Below are 19,189 nucleotides of genomic sequence, written 5' to 3' on the forward strand. Positions count from 1 at the left end.
AGACGCCCATGCGTACGTTTCTCGACTCCCTTGATCTTGCCAGGGAGAAACTGATCCCTCACTGATCGGCTTCGTTACTTCGTTTCCCGACTACCTGTCAGATCGAGTCCAGGCTAATACATGTCAGTACACCAGCCATGTGTTCCGATACTTCCTCAGCCAGAACGGGATCACGCAGAGCATGAGTCGTAAGGGCAACTGCTGGGATAACGCGGTAGTAGAACGTTTCTTCCGCAGCCTGAAGACCGAGCGGGTCAGGCTGCGTCCGTACCGGAGCTATCTCGAAGCAAAGACGGATGTCACTGATTACATCCTGACGTTCTACAACCAGCAGCGGCTGCATTCGGCGGCCGGCAACATGCCGCCCGCCGAATACGAAGTCACCATGCAGAAAAAGTGGAAAGCGGAAAAAGTGTCCAGGATTACTTGACCACCACAGCACCTACTTTTCTTTGCCTGCCGCAAAGAAAAGTAGGCAAAAGAAAGCGGCTCACCCCGCTAGCTCATAAGCGGGTCCCCCGCTCAGCCACGGTAGTGGTGCATCTGGAATCCGTGCCTCCGCACACTCCGCGTTAGCGACAAAGCGCTCATCAGCTCCCACTCCGCACTGCGTGCGTCGCGGACGGGTCTGCCAGGGAAACCAGTGGGGTTAATTCGCGCAGCGGGAGCCATCGGCTTCGCCTCGGCGAGATGCCCCCGCTCTGATTGGCCAACCCACTTCAAATGAGATGGTAGTACGTCGCTTTTGCTCTTGCTTTGCGATCGCTGCCGCGGTGGCGCTTGCAGCCGTGAGGCAGCGACGAGTCAGGAACTGGGTAAATCGGGGGAGCAAAAACCTGGGAGCGGTTTTATGAACCGGGTATCGGCGCGCGCAGCGCCGCCGGAGGTATGACGCCCTTGTCACCAGCGCCGAATGTGCGAGGACACAGATTCCAGATGCACCACTACCGTAACTGTGCGGGGGACCCGCTTAAGAACTAGCGGTTTGAGCCGCTTTCTTTTGCCTACTTTTCTTTGCGGCCGGCAAAGAAAAGTAGGTGCCGCCCCGCACAGGGGCAACGCTAATAGACCACTAACACAACAAGGAAAGGCCAAAAGACCAACAACAGAACGGACCACTAACAAAGCAAGCAAAGGCCAAAGAGTCAGACCAACAACGAAAAGCGCCGCGAAGGCCCCCTGCCGGGCAGGCAAAAACCCAACTCCAAAACCCTCAGCCCGCGCAGCCTAACCTTTAATCGATAGCCTTCCCAGCCGTCTCCCGCATAAACGGCAACGGCAACAACGACACCACCCCACACCCGATCAAATACCACGCCGGAGCCAGATGGCTCCCCGTCATCTGAATCAGCCAGGTAGCAAAAAACTGCGCAAACCCACCAAAAATCGACACCCCTAAACAATAAACAATCGACATGCCAGTAGCGCGAATCGCGCGCGGAAACAACTCGGGCAACATGACGATATTAGGCACCGCAGTAAAAGCCACAAACACCGCCAGCACCGCAACAACAGACAACAAAACCGGCACCGTCGGCGAAGCATTAATAATCAAAAAAGCCGGATACACAGCCACAATCAACAACACCCGCGAAATCCACAAAACACGCTTACGCCCAACCCGATCCGACAACGCCCCCGCAAACGGCGAACAGATCACCGTGACGATCGCCGCAGTCCACGCAGCCCACAGCGCCGACGACATCGGCAATTTCAAAATCTGAATCGCATAGGTAGACAGATAAAACAGCACGATGTAGTTCGCCGCCGTGCCACCGATCGTCGTCAACACACCCGTCGTAATCACGCGCGAATGCTCGCGAAACAGCTTGCGAACCGGTTGCGCGTCAGGCGCCTCGGCCACCGAACCGGTGCCGTCTTCCACACCCGGCAACGTTTCGTTCAGATGCCGTCGGATATAAATACCAATCGGCCCCATCGCCATGCCGATCACGAACGGCACCCGCCAGCCCCAGCTCTCCAGCGCGGCCTTGGACAGCGCCGCCGCCAGCGCCACGCCCAGCAGCGAACCGCATACGGTATTCAACCCCTGACTCACGAATTGCCAGCTTCCGTAGAATCCGCGCGTCTTGTCGCTGCCATATTCAAGCAGCAATGAGGTCGACGCACCGACTTCGCCGCCCAACGCGAACCCCTGAATCAGGCGCGCCAGGATCACCAATAACGGCGCGGCAACGCCGATCATCGCGTATGTCGGCGCAAACGCGATGATCGCCGAGCCGAGCGTCATCAGCCAAAGCGTGAGACTCATCGCGGCCTTGCGTCCGGCGCGGTCGGCATACCCGCCGAGCACGATGCCGCCCACCGGCCGCATGATGAAGCCGACGCCGAAAGTGCCGACCGCCAGCATCAGTTGCGCAAGCTGCCCCTCCACCGGGAAATACAGCTTGCCGATGATCGTCGCGAAGAAGCTGTAGATCGTGAAATCGAAAAATTCGAGGCCGTTGCCAAGCGTAATCGCGGCAATCGCTTTGGCCTGGCTCGCGCGTTCAACAGGCTGCGCGGCCGGCGCGCCAGCGAGATTCAACGCTTCAGTGCCTGCGGGCTGCGGTGTAGCGGAATAGTCCATCTGTGTCTCCATGTAGCACCTGCCGATGCACGGCTCTACGGCCGCTTTGGCAAATATCCAACCCGCCTCAGACGAGGAAGGTCTGCGCAAGCCGCACCCAGTAAGCCGCGCCGGTAGCGAGGCAAGCGTCGTTGAAGTCATAGCCCGGGTTGTGCACCATGCAGCCACCCTCGCCGTCGCCATTGCCGATGATCAGGTAGCTGCCGGGGCAACGCTCCAGCAGGAACGCGAAATCCTCACTGCCGGTCAGCGGTTGCATCTCGGTGATCAACCCGTCTTCGCCGAGCCAGTCGAGCGCGACCTGCCGTGCGAGGCCGGTCATCTGTGCATCGTTGACGAGCACCGGATAACGGCGCTGATAGTCCACGTGCGCCCGCGCGCCGAACACCGCCGCCTGCCCGCAGGCGACTGCCGTAATGCGCTCCTGCAACAGGTCGCGGACCTCGGGGCGAAGCGCGCGCACGGACAGGCGCATCTCGGCGGTTTCAGGAATCACGTTCGGCGCTTCGCCAGCATGAATCGCCCCGACCGTGATGATCGCCATGTCGAGCGGCGCAACGTTGCGCGACACGATCGACTGCAACGCCAGCACGATCTGCGCGCACACCACCACCGGGTCGACAGCCTTATGCGGTACCGCGCCATGACCGCCGCGGCCGGTCACCGTAATGATCACCGTGTCCGACGAGGCCATGAACGAGCCCGGCAGGAAACCGAACTTGCCCGTCGGAAAGCCCGGCATGTTGTGCATCGCGAACACCGCGTCGCACGGAAACTTGTCGAACAGGCCGTCTTCGAGCATTTTTTTAGCGCCGGCCTGACCTTCTTCAGCAGGCTGGAAAATCAGGTTCAACGTGCCGTCGAAATTCTTTTCCTGCGCGAAGTGCTTGGCAGCCGCCAGCAGGATCGCCGTGTGGCCGTCGTGGCCGCACGCGTGCATCTTGCCGGGCACCGTGCTCGCATAAGGCAGGCCGGTGGTTTCGTGGATCGGCAACGCGTCCATGTCGGCGCGCAGGCCGAGTCTGCGGGTACCGCTGCCAACTTTCAGTTGCCCGACAACGCCGGTTTGACCCAGCCCGCGATGCACGGTGTAACCCCATTCCTGCAAGCGCTCGGCGACCAGATCGCCGGTGGCGAACTCTTCGTAAGCCAGTTCGGGCTGCGCGTGGATGCGGCGGCGCAGCGCGATCATTTCGTCTTCGAGTTCGGCGATGCCCGCCGGAATGGCCATGGTGTTCACGATGTCGTCTCCGTCTATGAAAGCGTGCACCAAGCATAACGACGCCGATTTACTGGCGGCAGGCGTAAAATCGTTACGGCGGCAACCAGCAGTTGCCACCCTCCTACGGGTTTTCCAGATGAAACTCCATCAGCTCAGCACCTTGGCGGCCATCGCGGATACCGGCAGTATCCGGGCCGCCGCGCGTTCACTCGATCTGTCGCCCGCCGCCGTGACCAAGGCCATGCGCGAACTGGAGGCCGACCTGCAAGCGCCCCTTTTGCTGCGCGGAGCGAGCGGCGTCGCGTTTACGGAATTCGGCCGCGCGCTGGTCGTGCATGCCCGACTGGTGCTCGGTCAGTTGCAACGCGCGGAAGCGGAGATCGAAGCGCTGCGCGGCGCGGCGGCCGGCAAACTGTCGATCGGCGTCACGCCGTGGGTGGCGTTGACGTTTCTGCCGCATGCGGTGCAGCGGTTCCGGCAGCACATGCCGGAAGTTCAACTGGAATTTTTCGAGGGGCTGCTGGGCGTCGTGCAACCGCGTCTGCGCGACGGCAGCCTCGACTTCTCGATCGGTCGTCCGCCGCCCGCATCGCCGCAATCGGAGTTTCACAACGTCCCGCTGTTCTCAACGCATTCGGCGGTGTGCGCGCGGCGCGATCATCCAAAGGCGGGTTGCCGCACGCTGCTCGAACTCGAAGACGCCGAATGGGTGCTGAACTGGGACCCGGCAAGCCGCGAATCGATCTCGGACAACCTGTTTCGCAAGCGCGGCATGAAGGTGCCGCACACGATCCACCTCGCGCATTCGCTCTCGGTCGTGCTTGGTCTGCTCGCGCAAACGGACATGGTCAGCATCTTCCCGTGGCCGCTCGTCGAGGTGCTCATCGCGAAGGAAAACCTGTGGGCGCTGCCCTTGCGCGAAACCGTGGATGAAACCATCGTCAGCATCACGTCGCGGCGCGGGGCACCGACCAGTCCGGCGGCTGCCTGTTTTCTCGACTGTCTGCGCGAAGTCATCGACGAAGGTGCCCGCTCGCAAGACCCCGAGATGCGCCGGCTGTTTCATTCGATCGAGTTGCTGCTGTAGGGGCGCGAGCGGATGGCTTAGGCAAACGACCTGGGATAGCGAGGGATAGCGTGGCGTGGCATGGGCCCCCTGGCGGCGTTACAGGCACGCGGCGCTGTAAGCCGAATCGCAGCCACGCCCGCTATGCTTCGAAGGCGCGGCGGCACGTCGCCTGCTGCTATCCCGACCGACCGTGACCCAGAACGCCCACCACGAAGCTGTCCGCCAAGCACCGTCTCCGGGCGCGTCAGCCGGGCACGTTGGCGAAAGCGCCCCGCTCGATCCAGCCCGCCACCGAGCCCTCGCCGAAATCCGGCGCGGCGACGGCGACGAACTGGGCGCGCTTGCGCATCTGATCGCCGCCCACACGCTGGACGCCTACGCCGGCTCGGCACCCGACGCCAGCGCCGCGAATCTCTGCGACGTGGCAACCGGATACTTCATGAAAGGCGATCACGCGATCGCGCAATACTGGTACCGCCTGGTTCTGACACTCGATCCGCAAGTCGCGACTGCCTGCCAGAATCTGGCTGCCGTCCTTGCAAACGCAGGACGGGTGGATGAAGCCGCCGGATACCGGGAACGTGCCTGCCGGATCCAGCGCGTCTTTGTCGAAGGAAGCGGTACGGAACAGCGTCGCGTGCTGCTCCTCTGCGCGGCGCGCACCGCCGGCAATGTGCCATTCGATGCCTTGCTGTCTGGCGTGGACTGGTGCCGCATCAAGTACGCGATCGACTACGCCGCCGACGAAGAAGACAATCTTTTGCCGCCCTACGATCTCGTATTCAACGCGATTGGCGATGCGGATATCGCCGCCCCGCTCTCCGGCCGGCTCGCGCGCTTCGTCTCGCGCTGTGCGCGGCCCATGCTTAATCCGCCCGCGCTTGTCGCTCGAACTCAACGGCACCTGAGCGCGAGCCTGCTCAACGGCTTGCCGGACGTACAGGTGGCGCCGTGTGTGCAGAGCGATGCCGCCCCGGTCTCAAGCGCCGCGCTTGGCGCGCTGCTGGCGGCGGGTGGCCTCGACTATCCGGTTCTGGCGCGCCCCGCCGCTACGCATGGTGGCGACGGACTGGTGCTATGCGAGAACCCCGCAGCGCTCGAAGCATGGTGCTCGACACAAGCCGGGGTTTCCTATCTGACGGCGTTTCGCGACTATCGCAGCACCGACGGCTTCTACCGCAAATACAGGATCATTTTTGTCGATCGGGAGCCGTTTCCCTACCATCTGGCGATTTCATCGCACTGGATGGTCCACTACTACTCCGCCGACATGGAGCAGCATGCGTGGAAGCTGGAGGAAGAGCGGCGGTTTCTGGACGATCCGCATGCCGCGCTTGGCGAACGTGCGATGCATGCCATCAAGGCAATCGGCAGGCAGCTCGATCTCGACTACGGCGGGATCGACTTCACCTTGCTGCCAAGCGGACAGGTGCTGGTCTTCGAAGCGAACGCGACCATGCTGGCGCACTTCGAGCGCGCGAGCGGCGTGCTCGCGCACAAGAATCCCTACGTGCAACGCATCGTCGACGCGTTCGAACGAATGATGACGCGCCGCACGCCGGTCTGAAGATAGGTCCGTTACTGACTCGACAGATGCTGGCGCAGATACGGCACAAAGCCGTTCTGCGTCGGACCGATCTGCTTCACGCAGTCGTCGTAATCGGAGCCCATCGCGCGATCCGGACCATACATGTCACGGCACTGCGCATACAGCGTGATGGTCGCGCCGCTGCCCTTGGCCACTCGCGTAGCCGAATAGACGGCCTTGCCCGAGCGGCCCGGCACGTCGGTCTCGATCGCCACCGCGTCCGCGCGGACGATCGAGGTATAAGAGTGCTTCGCCACGTAGTCCTTCGTGAGCGACCAGGCCTTGTCGCACTGCGCCTGATCCGCGCACGCAATGGCAGCGTTACGCTGCGCGGCATCGAGCAGGTTCTCGGAGCGGGTGAAGTCGCGCTCCTGCGCCTGCTCTTTCTCGGCGGACATACAGCCACTGAGGGCGAGCGCGGCAAGCGCAATAACGATCGTTGTTTTCACGGGTTGAAGATCCGATGGCGAATTCCGGTGAGGATTATAGACGCCCTCAAGCGGCGCCTACAGGTTCGGAACCGCCATCGGCAAGCGGCCTCAACTCGCGTAGCCGACCACGCCCTTGATCTCCAGGAAGTCCTCGAGACCGAACTCGCCATACTCGCGGCCGTTGCCCGATTGCTTGAAGCCGCCGAACGGCGCATCGGGACTGTAGTCCGCGTAGTTCAGATAGATCGTGCCGGTACGCAGGCGTTTCGCCACCGCATACGCATGCTCGATCGACGCGGATTGCACATAGCCCGCGAGACCGTAGAGACTGTCGTTGGCCATCGCGACCGCTTCGTCTTCGGAGTCGTAGCCGAGGATCGACAGCACCGGCCCGAAAATCTCCTCGCGCGCGATCGTCATGTTCGGCGTGACATTGCCGAACACCGTCGGGCGTACGAAGTAGCCGTCTTTCAGGCCTTCAGGGCGCCCGAGGCCACCGGCCACCAATGTTGCGCCCTCTTCGATGCCCACGCCGATCAGCCGCTGGATCTTGTCGAACTGCTGCTCGCTGATGACAGGTCCAAGATCCACACCCTGCGCATCCGCAGGGCCGACGACCAGCGCGTCAGCCGCTTCCTTCGCGTAGGTGAGCGCCTCGGCAAGGCGAGCGCGCGGCACGAACATGCGGGTAGGCGCGTCGCACGACTGGCCGCTGTTGTCAAAACACGCACGGGCACCGCGCATCACCGCGTGTTTCAGATCGGCATCTTCAAGAATCAGGTTGGCCGATTTGCCGCCCAGTTCCTGATGCACGCGCTTGACCGTATCCGCCGCGGCCTTCGCGACCAGCACGCCCGCCCGCGTTGAACCGGTAAACGACATCATGTCGATATCCGGATGACGCGACATCGCCTCGCCCACCGTCGCGCCCTCGCCGTTCACGAGGTTGAACACGCCGGCCGGCACGCCCGCTTCGTCGAGAATCTCGGCGAAGATAATGCCGGACAGCGGCGCCAGTTCCGAAGGCTTGAGCACCATCGTGCAACCGGCCGCGAGTGCGGGCACCACCTTGGTGGCGATCTGCAGCGCCGGCCAGTTCCACGGCGTAATCAGCCCGCACACGCCGACGGCTTCCTTGCGGATCAGAATGCTGCTCTTCACGTATTCGAATTCGAACGTGTCGAGCGTGCGAATCATCGTCTCGAGATGCGCGACGCCGGTCCACGCCTGCGCGTCGTTCGCGTATTGCAGCGGTGCGCCCATCTCGCGGCTGATCGCATGCACCATGTCGTCGTAGCGCTTGCGGTAGACGTCGAGGATCGCCTGCAGCAGATCGATTCGCTGCGCGATCGTCGTCTCGCTATAAGCCGGAAAAGCACGCTTCGCAGCGGCTACCGCACGCTCGACATCGGCCGCGCTGCCGAGCGAAATCTGCGCGAACGGCGTGGCCGTGGACGGATCGATCACGTCGAGCGTGGCCGCGCCGGCTGCGTTTAACGGGTCGACCCATTGGCCGTCGATATAAAACTGCCGGGCATGTTGGAATTGCGCTTGCATGGCTTAGTCCTTTACATGGATTGTGTCAGGTCAGATCGTGGGCCGCGGATCGCGCCCGTAGCGGTATCGAAGGTTTACATCGACGCCGCTCAATCTGAATGTCTTCAAATCGAAATTCATCGCTACGCAGCTTTGGCTCAGACTCCGGTCTGCTTCGATTTCTTCATCGAATCCCCCTCGAATCCGATCAACCAGGAGAGACAATGAGCACCATCACTTTCACCCGCATCGACGCTAAAGGCCCCGGCGCTTCCGGACTGAACCCGGCCCTGCACGATCCCGCCGACGTCATTCTGGAAGGCGCCAAGGCGCCGCACGCCCTCAACGCCTTCTCCGACGCGACCAACATGCTGTCCGCCGGCGTATGGCAATGCGATGCGGGCACGCTGAAGCTGGCCGACCTGCCGATCCACGAAGTCTGCGTGCTGATCGAAGGCGAAGTCGTGATCACCAGCGACGACGGCCGCAGCGACCGCTATGCCGCCGGCGACGCCTTCATCCTGCACAAGGGCTTCTCGGGCACGTGGCATATGCCGGTGGCGACCAAGAAGTACAGCATCGTGTACTGCGGTTGATTCATACTGCTTCACACCGTTGCTGCAACAGGAACCGCACCCGTTAAGGTGCGGTTTTTTTATTCCGGCGGCAACGAATAAAAAACGCCGCCGCTACATCGGAAAACCCAGCGCCTTGATCGAATTGATCCACAGACGCCGCCAGCCGCCGCGATCGTCGGCGCCGTCGAAGGCGTTGAAGGTGATCTTCGCGGCGATCCAGCGCAGCGGTTCAGGCGGAATATACGACGGCCCTTTGCGCGAAATATCCAGCGACGTGATCACGGTATCGCGATTCCACAGCATATCGAGGCCCATCTTCGCACCGAATCGGCTGCCCGCCACGCCGAAGCCCGTGTAGCCCGCGACGAACACGCTCTTGCCGCCGTGATAGCGGCGCGCGAACACGGCGCCCCGCGAGCAGTAGTCGATCGGGCCGCCCCATGCGTGGGTAAAGCGTACGTCGTGCAATTGCGGGAAGGTGCGATAGAACGCCTCGGCGAGCTTGTAGTAGGTGCTTTCGTCACGATCAGCGGCCGGATTCGGATCGCCGCCGAAGTGATAGCTCACGCGGCCGCCGAAGATGATCCGGTTGTCTTTGGTGAGCCGGAAATAATTGAGCTGCGTACGCGTGTCGTAAATGCCCTGGCGATTGTTCCAGCCAATCCGTGCCATCTGCTCGTCGCTCAGCGGCGCGGTCGCGATGATGTGATCGCGCACCTGCATCACGCGGCGCTTGATGTCGGTCACGCCCACGTCCGCCGTGCCGGTGCCGAGCAGCACACGCGGGGTTTCGATGCGCCCCGCCTGCGTATGCACGATCATCGTTGCGCCGAGATCTTCCAGGCGTGTGATCGGCGAGTGCTCGTGCAAACGCACACCGAGCTTCAACGCAGCCGCTTTCAAACCCCAAGCGAGCTTGGCCGGATGAATCGTGCCGCTGCGATTACGCGACCACATTGCGCCCGCGAACAGCGGCGAATCGAGTTGTTCTCTGGCGCCTTTGCTGTCGAGCAGCACCACGTCGTGCCCGTGGGACAGGTGCAACTCGTAGTCGCCCTTCAGATGATCGAGGTGGCCCGGGTCGACCGCGACCGTCATCTCGCCATTCCATTCGACGTCCGCTTCAATGCCGTAACGCGTCAACGATTCCTTGAAGCCATCGAGATTCTCCTGACCCAGCTTTTCCAGCACGTCGAGGTCTTGCGGAAACACCCGGGTCGCATTCGGCAGACCATGCATCACGGACGTGGAAATGATCCCGCCCGGACGGCCCGATGCGCCGTAGGCCACTTTACCCGCTTCGACCAGCACGACGTCGAGCGACGGGTCCGCTTCTTTCGCCTGAATCGCCGCCCATAACCCGGTAAAACCCCCGCCGACCACCACCAGATCCGCGGACGTCGGACCGATCAGTTCCCGTTCGACAGCCGGCGCGCGCGGATTGTCCAACCAGAACGGAAACAGCTTTACCCCTTCAAACGCGCGCTTTACTGACTCGCTCATCTTGTTTGCCTACTCAACTTGAATACCATTGCATTTACCGCGTAACTGTCGTTTCGGTGCGGACGATTCAACCCGCGTCCTGCATGTCCAGTGCTTCCTCGCGTTCGCGTCGCGCGGTGCGCTGCTCCGCTTGATCCTTCATTTGCGGCGTGATTCGCGCCCCACCCGCCTTGAGCTTAGTCGCCGGCACCACCGGATGCACAGTCACGTTGCGTTGCGAACCGTTACGCAACCAGCGGCGGCCCAGTGGCCCGTACACGCCATCCGGTTCAGGAAAGCACTGTAGCAACGCGATATACAGCGCGCAGGCAAGCGTCAGCGAAACCGGCATGCTGATGTCGAGACCATCGGCGAGTTGTCCGAGCGGACCCACGAACTGATCCGGCAGATTGACGAAACACAGGCCGATCACCGCGCTCGGAATCCACGCACCCATCGCGCGCCAGTTCCAGCCATGCGTGAACCAGTAGTGACCGCCGCGGCCACCGCGATTGAACACCTGCAGATCGTCGGACAGATAGAAGCCGCGCCGCGTCACGAAGCCGATGATCATGATCACCATCCACGGGCAACTGCAGACATTGATCAGCACCGAGAACGTCGACACGCTTTCGACCAGATTGAACGCGAAGCGGCCAAGGAAAATAAAGCCGATGGCGAGGCTGCCGATCAGCAGCGTGGCGCGCACGCGGTTCAGAAACTTCGGGAACATGCTCGACATATCGAGCCCGGTGCCATACAGCGCCGTAGTGCCCGTCGACATCCCGCCAATGATCGCAATCAGGCACACCGGCAGAAAGAACCAGTTGGGCGAGATGGCCAGCAAGCCGCCCACATAATTATTCGATGCGATGAATTCCGGCGCCTTGCCGGCGATGATCGTCGCCGTGGCGAGCCCGAAAAAGAACGGGACGAAGGTGGCCAGTTGCGCGAGCAACACCGCGAGAATCGTGCGCTTCTTCGGCGTGTTTTCAGGAATATAGCGAGCCCAGTCGCCGAGCGTGCAGGCAAACGAGACCGGATTGCTCATCGCAACCAGCACGGCGCTCACGAAGGCCGGCCAGAAACCCACCGAGCCGAGCGCAACCTTGCCGGCGTACGCGCTATTGAACGGCCCGGCAAATGCCACGATGCCGACCACGAACAGCAGGCTCGCCGCCCATACGGCGATCTTGTTGACCCACAGCATGAAGCGAAAGCCGTACACGCAGACGGTCAGCACCAGCACCGCGAACAGACCGTACGCGAAGCTCAGCGTCATCCAGTTGACCGGCAGGCCGAGCAGATGATTCGCGCCGCCCACCAGCGCGTCGCCCGAACTCCATACGGCCAGCGAGAAGAAAGCGACCGCGGTCAGCACCGCCAGAAAGGAGCCGACGATCCGGCCATGAATACCGAAATGCGCGCCGGAAGAAACCGGATCGCTCGTGCCGTTGCGCGGACCGAACAGGCCCATCGGCGCGAGTATGCATGAACCGATCAGCACACCGAGCACGATCGAATAAACGCCCGCCTTGAACGACAAACCAAGCAGCACCGGAAAGCTGCCGAGCACCGACGTGGAAAAAGTATTGCACCCGCCGAACAGCAAGCGGAACAGATCGATCGGCCGCGCATAGCGCGAGCGGTCGGGAATGCGCTCAAAACCGAATGTTTCGACTTGGGTGATGCTGTTGCTGCTCATTGTCTCCAACTCCTGTAACGGCCAGGTCTCAATCACGATGGCTCGCCACGCGGAGGTGGCGTCCACTTTTTTCAGATGTCTGGACGTCACTGTAAAGACAATCGGCGTGGGCAAAAATATCGGCCGCCCAACCTTTACTTCGATCCCGGGCGATGTAACCCGAAATCCCTGTCAAATAAGGCGCTGCGCGGTAACGAAGGGCCGCGTGAGGACATGCTTCGGGCCTGATAGCGCGCAAACGTCGAAGCGAATCGTGAGAATCCGCGCCTCAGACCGGATCTGCCGCGCGCCCCGCTTCCCGACCCTGACGGCGCCGCTTCGCTGCGGCGACGGTGGGCAGCGGCACCGGTACCGCGCCGGACATGCCGTGCTCGAGCAGAAAATCGCGGAACAGTCCGGCGACGTGCGGCAGGCGTTTATCGGACACATGCATCACATACCAGTCGCGTTCGATCGGATTGGCAGGCAAAGGCAGCAAGGCCAGCAAACCGGCCTGAAATTCCAGCGAACACGCGTGCAGCGACAGAAACGCAATGCCGAGACCCGCTTCGACCAGTTGCTTGATCGCCTCGTTGCTCGAGAGCTCGGAGCCGATATGCAGCTTGTGCCCGGCGAGCCGAAACAGATTCTCGACGGTCGAGCGCGTACCCGAACCGCGTTCGCGCACAAACAGATTCGCGGTTTGCAGATCGTCCAGCGACAGGCGTTTTTTCTTCATCAGCGCATGGCCGGGCGAGGCGACAAACGCCATGGGATGCTTCGCGAAAGCCGTCGCCACCGTGCGCAATTCGCGCGGCGCGCTGCCCATCACCGCAAGATCGATCTCATGGGTGGCGAGCATGCGGATGATATCGGCGCGATTGCCCACCTTGAACTGCACCTTCACCTGCGGGCGCAATTCAGTGAAGCGCACCAGAAACGGCGGGATCAGATATTCGGCGGTGGTGATCGCGCCGATGCGCAGCGTGCCGCCCTGCTCGCCGTGCAACGCGGCAAGATCGTCCGCCGCGCCGTTCCACAGGTCGAGAATTTCCAGCGCATAGCGCGCGAGGATTTCGCCCGCCGCGGTCAACTGCACGCCACGGCCCACCCGCTGCAATAGCGGCGCCCCGGCCGCCTCTTCGAGCAGACGCACCTGCAGCGACACCGCCGGTTGCGTGAGCTTCAGTTCCTCGGCCGCACGCGACACACTGCCGAGTTTCGCGACCGTATGCAACGCTTTCAATTGACGGAACGTGGCGGCTTTTAACATAAGTGAAAACCTATATGTTCTGTATAAACATTAAATTGTGCTGCGGTTTCCGCCGATTCTATACTGACCCCGACAGATCAGACCGATGAATTCCGGGTATAGCCCGCCAGCACTTTCATCGGCTGTGCATAGACAACTTCAGGAGGATCAGGATCATGGCCGGAATCGATCAGCGAACAACCTCTGACGCGCAATGTACGCAGCCCACTAGACAACCTATTACGCAACCCATTCAGCAACCCATTCAGCACGCGCAGGAAGCGTCGCACGCAACGCCGGCAGCGGCGCATCGCGTCGTGATCGTCGGCGGCGGAGTCGGCGGTCTTGGGCTTGCCACGCGGTTGTCGGAGACCCTCGGGCGCGCCGGTCTCGCTCAGGTCGTGCTGGTGGATCGCTGGCCAACGCATTTCTGGAAGCCCTTGCTGCATGAAGCCGCGTCGGGCCAGATCGATCCGGCTACGCATCAACTGCAATATGCTGTGCAGGCGCAGCGGCACGGCTTCGAATTCGAACAGGGCGAACTCGCCGCGCTCGATCGGGCCAACCGGCACATCACGCTGAACGCGCTGCACGACGCCGACGGCCGCGAAATCCTGCCCTCACGGCAGTTGGCATTCGATACGCTGGTGCTGGCGATGGGCAGCGTCACGCAATATTTCGGCGTGCCCGGCGCGGCTGAACACGCGTTGCCGCTCGAGTCGGTCGCCCATGCGGAAGCGTTTCGCCGCAAGCTGCTCGACGCCTGCCTCCGGGCGAACCACGCGCGCCGCGCGCGGACCGCTCAGGCGGACACGCCGGTGTCGATCAATATCATCGGCGCCGGCGCAACCGGCGTTGAACTCGCCGCCGCGGTACGCGATACGGTGCGTCTGTTGAACCGCTATAGCCCGTTTTCACTCGACCCGGTGCGCGACTTCCGTATTCGTCTGATCGAAAGCAGCGAGCGCGTGTTACCCGCACTGTCCGAAACGATTTCGACGCGTGCGCAAAAAATGCTCGGCACACTTGGAGTGGACGTGTTGAGCTCAACGCGCGTCACCGAAGTACGCGCCGACGCCGTGCTGACGGATCAAGGCGCACCGCTCGCCAGCGACATCGCGATCTGGACCGCCGGCATTGCAGGGCCGCCTGTATTGCGCACGCTGGACGGCATCGCGGTGAATCGCAACGCCCAGGTGCAGGTGAACCGTACGCTGCAATGCACGAACGACGCCAACATCTTCGGACTCGGCGACTGTGCGGCCTGCCCTTCTTCAAGCAATGCGGATGCGTTCCTGGCGCCGCGCGCTCAGGTCGCGCACCAGCAGGCGCTGTTTCTGGCACGCACGCTGAAGTGCAGGATCGCGGGTGAGCCCTTGCCGGAGTTCGCCTATCGCGACGCCGGCACCCTGGTTGGTTTCGGCCGCGAAGGCACGATCGGCAGCCTGAGCAACAGCTTGCTGACGCAACCGGTGTTCGTCGACGGTTGGCTGGCGACGGTCGTCTACAAGCTGATCTATCGCCGCCACGTGATGACCTTGACCGGTTTCGCACGCATGGCGCTCGATTCGGCAAGCCACTGGTTGCGCCGCCGCGTGCATCCGGTGATCCGCTTGCATTGAAGGCCGGCGCATTTCGGCCAGCGCGGGCGGCGTCTTTCGGAAAACGCCGCCCGCGTGCCGCTCAAACTCAATCGAGAAACTCGGCCGCCCGCTTGCGCAGCACCGCGCTGAAATCGTCGAGCCAGCCGATCGACAGGCGCCAGCTCTGCCAGTAGAGATCGACGTCGATATGCTTGCCGGGCGCTATGTCCACCAGCTCGCCGCTCGCCAGATGCGGCGCGATCATCCGTTCCGGGCACATGCCCCAGCCGAGCCCCGTCACGCAAGCTCGCAGAAAACCGGCCACGTGCGGAATCCAGTGCAAGGGCGGGTCCAGGTCCGCCCGCGTGATGCGGCGCATGAAGCGCTTCTGCAACTGATCCTTCGGATTGAAATCCACACACGGCGCGCGCCGCAGCGACTCGCGCGTGACGCCATCGGCAAAATGGCGCGCGCGAAACGCCGGTGAGCAGACCGCCAGATAGCGCATCCGTCCGAGACGAGTCGAGCGGCAGCCCTGCACCGGTTCGGCCTGCGTGGTGACCGCGCCTTGCACGCTGCCATCGCGGATTCGCTGCGCGGTGTGGTCCTGGTCGTCGACCACCAGATCGAGCAGCATCTCCCGTTCGACGCAAAATTGCGCCACCGCGTCGATAAACCAGGTGCCCACACTGTCGTCGTTGACTGCCACCCGTAGCGCCGGCCACGGTTCGACCAGCGCGCCGGGCAGCGCCGGCAGCCGGCCGGCGAGTTCCGCTTCCAGCAACAGCACGCGTTCGGTATGGCGACACAGCAGTGCCCCCGAGGTGGTGGCAACGCACGGCTGGCCGCGCTTCACCAGCACGCTCCCCACCCGCTCCTCCAGCAGTTTGACCCGTTGCGAGACTGCTGACGGCGTGACATTCAGTTCGCTGGCGGCGCGGTCGAACGAACCGTGCCGCACCACGGCGGCCAGCGCATCGAGCAACGCATAGTCGAGCATTAGCGTTCCTTAATCGGCATTAACTAAATTAGCTTCTCTTACGAGCAGCAAACCCGCAGACTAGCTTCGTTCGCTTCCCCCGTCTACTGGATTGACTATGAACTGGCTGTCTTTTTCCCATGGCGCCGCGCTATGCGCGTCACTGATCGTGACGATTGGCGCACAAAACGCCTTTGTGCTGCGTCAGGGCATCATGCGCTCGCACGTCGGCAAGATCGTCGCGCTGTGCGCGCTGTCGGACTTCATTCTGATCGGCGCCGGTGTCGGCGGCGCATCGGTGCTGGTGGAACGCTATCCGGTCTTCGTCCACACCATGCTGTATGTCGGGCTCGCCTATCTGGCATGGTTCGGCATCAACGCGCTGCGCCGCGCGGTGCGGCCCGGCCACGCGGTGCTGGACGCCAACGCGGGCAGCGCGGCGGGAACGGCGCCAAGCCAGCGCGCAATGCCGATCATTCTGATGACGCTGGCCTTCACGTGGCTCAATCCGCACGTATATCTCGACACCTTCCTGCTGATCGGCACGGCGGGCGCGCGCGAACCGGACGGCGCGCGGGTGGCGTTCGCTCTCGGCGCGATGGCGGTGAGCGGGGTCTGGTTTATCGGTCTGGGTTACGGTGCGCGTGCGCTCGCGCCGCTGTTTCGGCGGGCTACGGCGTGGCGCGTGCTGGATGGCGCGATCGGCAGCATGGTGCTGCTGCTGGCGGTGACGCAGTTGCGTTAACTCCGGGCCGGCAGATGCCTGGCTTTTGCGAGCCGGCCGGGCCAGGGCCCTACTTCTGCGCCTGCTGCATACCCAGCAGATCCTGCACGAGCTGGTCCGACACATAATGCGGTCCGTCGAACAGATAGGTCCGGTAACCGCGATACGCCAGCAATTGCGGCGACAGTTCCGCGGCCGTCGCGGCGCGGAACGCACCGTTTTGTGCCGGACGAAATGCCTCGGCGATGATCCGCACACGGTCCTTGCCGAGCCGCGCGGCCAGCGCGTCCGCATACTCACGCGCAGCCGCCGGACCGCGTGCATAAACACCGCAGCCGTCCTGCAGAAACACGCCGACATCCTTCGGCAACCAGCCGTCCAGCCACGCCGCCAGTGCCCGACCGCCGATATTCGAGTTGTCGTAGACACTGATCCACAGCGGCCGCGGCAGCTTGTCGAGTAAAGGCGCGAGCGTGACGGCATCCTTCCAGGTCGGATCGACTTCAACCGGAAAATAGTAACCGTCGATGTGCACTGCCGGCCGCACCGCGGCCAACTGCTTCGATTGCTCGACCAGTTGCGCCGCTTGCGCGCGGGCCGTGGTTTCGTCGAAGCGTCCGGCGAGACCGACGATCACATTGCGCGCCCACGGCTCACCGCCGATCCGCGTCCAGTCCGGCAGACGCTGGGCCGTTTGCATCGTGGTGCCGGGCAGAAACGAGATATCGTCCACCGCGGTCCATTGCACCAGCAGATCCGTCACGCCGAGACGATTCCAGTCGCCATGCGGATTGACATGATCTTCGTCGAGTTGCCAGACCACGCCTTGCGCCAACGCGGCGGCGTCGGCCGAACCCGGCGCCGAGCAGCCGTACAGCAGCGCCGAGAGCGCCACGTTGGCGCCCGCGGCGAGCAGTGCACGGCGGCGCGGCGAGACCGGCTCGCCGGCCTGACTCGGAATTTCATGCAAATTACCCATTGTGCTGCCGCTGTGCCTTGAGATGAATGTCACGATAATCCTGAGCGAGTTGCGCGCGGTCGATCTTGAAGTTGACCGATACCGGCAAGCTCCGGCACGCGAGCAATTCTGACGGGATCATATACGACGGCAGGCGCGCGGCCAGCAGCGCCTTCCAGTCATGCAGCGCATCGGGCAGGCGGCCGTCGTCGCTGCCGGTCGCCACGAACGCGACGATCCGCGCGACCGAGCCATCCGGGCGCCGCAGCGGCACAGCGGCGGCACTCGCGGCGCCAGGCAGCGCCCGCAGGCCCGCATCGATCTCCATCAACTCGATCCGGTAACCGCCCATCTTGATCTGATCGTCGATACGCCCGTGGCAAAACAGCAGGCCGTCCGCATCGACCGCGCCCAGATCGCCGGTGCGAAACGCCCGTTCGCCGTGACGGGTGAACATGCGCGCCGCGTTCAGGTCCGCGCGATTCAGATAGCCGCGCATCACGTGCACGCCGGCAATGCACAACTCGCCGTCATCGACGAACACCTCGGCGTCGCGCTTGGCGCGGCCAATCGGCAGGCGCGCGTGATGGGCCAGCACCGCATCGTCGACGACGATCCAGGTGGTCGCCACGGTCGCTTCGGTCGGTCCGTAGGTATTGATGATCCGTGCGGCCGGAAACCGCTGGCGAAGCTGCCGCGCGAGCGCGACCGGCAGCACTTCGCCGCAGAACAGGAAGGTGGCGAGTGCCGGCAAGCCCTCCTGAGAGAACTGCGGATTGAGCAACTGCTGCTGCGCGAACGACGGTGTCGACACCCAGGTCGTCACGCCGTGCCGTGCGAGGCTGGCAAGCAAGGCCGCGCCCTGCGCGGTCAGTGCGCGCGAAGCGAGAACCACGGTGCCGCCGAGCGCGAGCGTGCCGAACACTTCGTACATCGACAGATCGAAGCTGAACGGCGCCTGGTTCAGAAACACCGGCGCAACGCCGAGCTCGAAGTCGGCCGCCATCCAGTCCGCCAGCGCGGCCACGCTTTCGCGGCCGATCTGGACGCCCTTCGGCTCGCCGGTCGTGCCGGAGGTGAACAGCACGTAGGCGAGATTTTTCTCCTGCAAGACGGGTGCCGATGGTGCCGCCGATGCCGAAGCAACCGATTCCGCGCCCTGCCCATTCAAACTCACGAAGCGGCCAGCCTGCGCGTCGAAGTAAGTCCGCGCGCCGAGCGTGCTCGCGATGCGCCGCATCCGTTCATCCGGGTAGATCGTGTCGACCGGCACGAACGGCGCGCCGAGCAGCAACGCCCCCGTCATCGCCACAAAGAATCCCGCTTCCTTGTGGCCGCGCACGAGCACCGGCACATCCGCGGCGAAACCATACGCGCGTGCCTGCGCGGCCCATGCGTGCGCCTGCTCCGCCAACTCGTGCCAGCGCAGCGCGCGATCGGCGCCGATCACCGCCCACGCGTCGGCGCGCACATCGGTATCGACAAAGCGGCTTGTGCCCAGATCGAATCGCAT

Annotated in this window: 16 protein-coding genes; 6 read left to right on the plus strand and 10 right to left on the minus strand. The window is 63.1% G+C overall.

Annotated features, from left to right (window positions below):
- Positions 1–139 precede the first annotated feature (139 nt).
- Complete coding sequence (locus AC57B6_RS16660) at positions 140–430, plus strand: integrase core domain-containing protein (RefSeq protein ID WP_496421733.1); 291 nt, start codon at positions 140–142, stop codon at positions 428–430.
- Between the two features lie 804 nt (positions 431–1,234).
- Here AC57B6_RS16660 and AC57B6_RS16665 read toward each other — a convergent pair.
- Together AC57B6_RS16665 and AC57B6_RS16670 are read right to left on the minus strand one after the other, a co-directional pair.
- Positions 1,235–2,590 carry an MFS transporter gene (locus AC57B6_RS16665; protein ID WP_496421734.1) on the minus strand — a complete coding sequence of 452 codons (1,356 nt, stop codon included), beginning with the start codon at positions 2,588–2,590 and terminating at the stop codon, positions 1,235–1,237.
- Between the two features lie 67 nt (positions 2,591–2,657).
- Entirely contained in the window at positions 2,658–3,830 is a 1,173-nt protein-coding gene (locus AC57B6_RS16670) for a M20 aminoacylase family protein (RefSeq protein WP_474633937.1), read from the minus strand.
- A gap of 118 nt (positions 3,831–3,948) precedes the next feature.
- On the opposite strand from AC57B6_RS16670, the gene AC57B6_RS16675 reads away from it, so the two are divergent.
- Together AC57B6_RS16675 and AC57B6_RS16680 are read left to right on the plus strand one after the other, a co-directional pair.
- Positions 3,949–4,899, plus strand: coding sequence for a LysR family transcriptional regulator (locus AC57B6_RS16675; RefSeq protein ID WP_030103479.1), 951 nt, complete (start codon positions 3,949–3,951; stop codon positions 4,897–4,899).
- 172 nt (positions 4,900–5,071) lie between these two features.
- The gene (locus AC57B6_RS16680; protein WP_496421735.1) at positions 5,072–6,448 is read left to right on the plus strand and encodes an ATP-grasp domain-containing protein; all 1,377 of its coding nucleotides are present in this window, start codon (positions 5,072–5,074) and stop codon (positions 6,446–6,448) included.
- Between the two features lie 11 nt (positions 6,449–6,459).
- Here the strand turns inward: AC57B6_RS16680 and AC57B6_RS16685 are convergent, their stop codons facing one another.
- Together AC57B6_RS16685 and AC57B6_RS16690 are read right to left on the minus strand one after the other, a co-directional pair.
- A complete protein-coding gene (locus AC57B6_RS16685) occupies positions 6,460–6,918 on the minus strand; it encodes a hypothetical protein (RefSeq protein WP_030103477.1) in 459 nt (152 codons plus the stop codon).
- A 90-nt stretch (positions 6,919–7,008) separates the two neighbouring features.
- The gene (locus AC57B6_RS16690; protein WP_496421736.1) at positions 7,009–8,457 is read right to left on the minus strand and encodes an aldehyde dehydrogenase family protein; all 1,449 of its coding nucleotides are present in this window, start codon (positions 8,455–8,457) and stop codon (positions 7,009–7,011) included.
- Between the two features lie 203 nt (positions 8,458–8,660).
- Here AC57B6_RS16690 and AC57B6_RS16695 point away from each other — a divergent pair, with 203 nt between their 5' ends.
- Entirely contained in the window at positions 8,661–9,032 is a 372-nt protein-coding gene (locus AC57B6_RS16695) for a cupin domain-containing protein (protein WP_030103475.1), read from the plus strand.
- 93 nt (positions 9,033–9,125) lie between these two features.
- On the opposite strand, the gene AC57B6_RS16700 is transcribed toward AC57B6_RS16695, so the two are convergent.
- The 3 genes from AC57B6_RS16700 to AC57B6_RS16710 form a co-directional block, all read right to left on the minus strand.
- Positions 9,126–10,517, minus strand: coding sequence for an NAD(P)/FAD-dependent oxidoreductase (locus AC57B6_RS16700; RefSeq protein WP_102857367.1), 1,392 nt, complete (start codon positions 10,515–10,517; stop codon positions 9,126–9,128).
- 67 nt (positions 10,518–10,584) lie between these two features.
- Positions 10,585–12,201: a purine-cytosine permease family protein gene (locus AC57B6_RS16705; RefSeq protein WP_496421737.1), complete on the minus strand. Its 1,617-nt coding sequence runs from the start codon at positions 12,199–12,201 to the stop codon at positions 10,585–10,587.
- 268 nt (positions 12,202–12,469) lie between these two features.
- Positions 12,470–13,453, minus strand: coding sequence for a LysR family transcriptional regulator (locus AC57B6_RS16710; RefSeq protein ID WP_035520682.1), 984 nt, complete (start codon positions 13,451–13,453; stop codon positions 12,470–12,472).
- A gap of 155 nt (positions 13,454–13,608) precedes the next feature.
- On the opposite strand from AC57B6_RS16710, the gene AC57B6_RS16715 reads away from it, so the two are divergent.
- Positions 13,609–15,054: an NAD(P)/FAD-dependent oxidoreductase gene (locus AC57B6_RS16715; protein ID WP_496421738.1), complete on the plus strand. Its 1,446-nt coding sequence runs from the start codon at positions 13,609–13,611 to the stop codon at positions 15,052–15,054.
- A 67-nt stretch (positions 15,055–15,121) separates the two neighbouring features.
- Here the strand turns inward: AC57B6_RS16715 and AC57B6_RS16720 are convergent, their stop codons facing one another.
- Entirely contained in the window at positions 15,122–16,015 is an 894-nt protein-coding gene (locus AC57B6_RS16720) for a LysR family transcriptional regulator ArgP (RefSeq protein ID WP_030103470.1), read from the minus strand.
- Positions 16,016–16,112: 97 nt separating this feature from the next.
- Here AC57B6_RS16720 and AC57B6_RS16725 point away from each other — a divergent pair, with 97 nt between their 5' ends.
- On the plus strand, positions 16,113–16,739 hold the full coding sequence (locus tag AC57B6_RS16725) for a LysE/ArgO family amino acid transporter (protein WP_030103469.1): 627 nt from the start codon (positions 16,113–16,115) through the stop codon (positions 16,737–16,739).
- A gap of 49 nt (positions 16,740–16,788) precedes the next feature.
- Here AC57B6_RS16725 and AC57B6_RS16730 read toward each other — a convergent pair whose 3' ends face one another.
- Together AC57B6_RS16730 and AC57B6_RS16735 are read right to left on the minus strand one after the other, a co-directional pair.
- The gene (locus AC57B6_RS16730) at positions 16,789–17,697 is read right to left on the minus strand and encodes an alpha-amylase family protein (protein WP_496421739.1); all 909 of its coding nucleotides are present in this window, start codon (positions 17,695–17,697) and stop codon (positions 16,789–16,791) included.
- Positions 17,690–19,189 carry an AMP-binding protein gene (locus tag AC57B6_RS16735; RefSeq protein ID WP_496421740.1) on the minus strand — a complete coding sequence of 500 codons (1,500 nt, stop codon included), beginning with the start codon at positions 19,187–19,189 and terminating at the stop codon, positions 17,690–17,692. Before AC57B6_RS16735 ends, AC57B6_RS16730 begins: the two co-directional genes overlap by 8 nt.

This window comes from Paraburkholderia sp. BGA-UO-ETr-F12, from assembly GCF_059567945.1.

What these genes read in the sequence shown, in the direction of transcription:
- AC57B6_RS16720 (WP_030103470.1), bottom strand. Translation starts at nt 16,015, where the DNA reads ATGCTCGACTATGCGTTGCTCGATGCGCTGGCCGCCGTGGTGCGGCAC.
- AC57B6_RS16700 (WP_102857367.1), bottom strand. Translation starts at nt 10,517, where the DNA reads ATGAGCGAGTCAGTAAAGCGCGCGTTTGAAGGGGTAAAGCTGTTTCCG.
- AC57B6_RS16710 (WP_035520682.1), bottom strand. Translation starts at nt 13,453, where the DNA reads ATGTTAAAAGCCGCCACGTTCCGTCAATTGAAAGCGTTGCATACGGTC.
- AC57B6_RS16730 (WP_496421739.1), bottom strand. Translation starts at nt 17,697, where the DNA reads ATGGGTAATTTGCATGAAATTCCGAGTCAGGCCGGCGAGCCGGTCTCG.
- AC57B6_RS16690 (WP_496421736.1), bottom strand. Translation starts at nt 8,457, where the DNA reads ATGCAAGCGCAATTCCAACATGCCCGGCAGTTTTATATCGACGGCCAA.
- AC57B6_RS16705 (WP_496421737.1), bottom strand. Translation starts at nt 12,201, where the DNA reads ATGAGCAGCAACAGCATCACCCAAGTCGAAACATTCGGTTTTGAGCGC.
- AC57B6_RS16665 (WP_496421734.1), bottom strand. Translation starts at nt 2,590, where the DNA reads ATGGACTATTCCGCTACACCGCAGCCCGCAGGCACTGAAGCGTTGAAT.
- AC57B6_RS16675 (WP_030103479.1), top strand. Translation starts at nt 3,949, where the DNA reads ATGAAACTCCATCAGCTCAGCACCTTGGCGGCCATCGCGGATACCGGC.
- AC57B6_RS16725 (WP_030103469.1), top strand. Translation starts at nt 16,113, where the DNA reads ATGAACTGGCTGTCTTTTTCCCATGGCGCCGCGCTATGCGCGTCACTG.
- AC57B6_RS16695 (WP_030103475.1), top strand. Translation starts at nt 8,661, where the DNA reads ATGAGCACCATCACTTTCACCCGCATCGACGCTAAAGGCCCCGGCGCT.
- AC57B6_RS16735 (WP_496421740.1), bottom strand. Translation starts at nt 19,189, where the DNA reads ATGCGATTCGATCTGGGCACAAGCCGCTTTGTCGATACCGATGTGCGC.
- AC57B6_RS16715 (WP_496421738.1), top strand. Translation starts at nt 13,609, where the DNA reads ATGGCCGGAATCGATCAGCGAACAACCTCTGACGCGCAATGTACGCAG.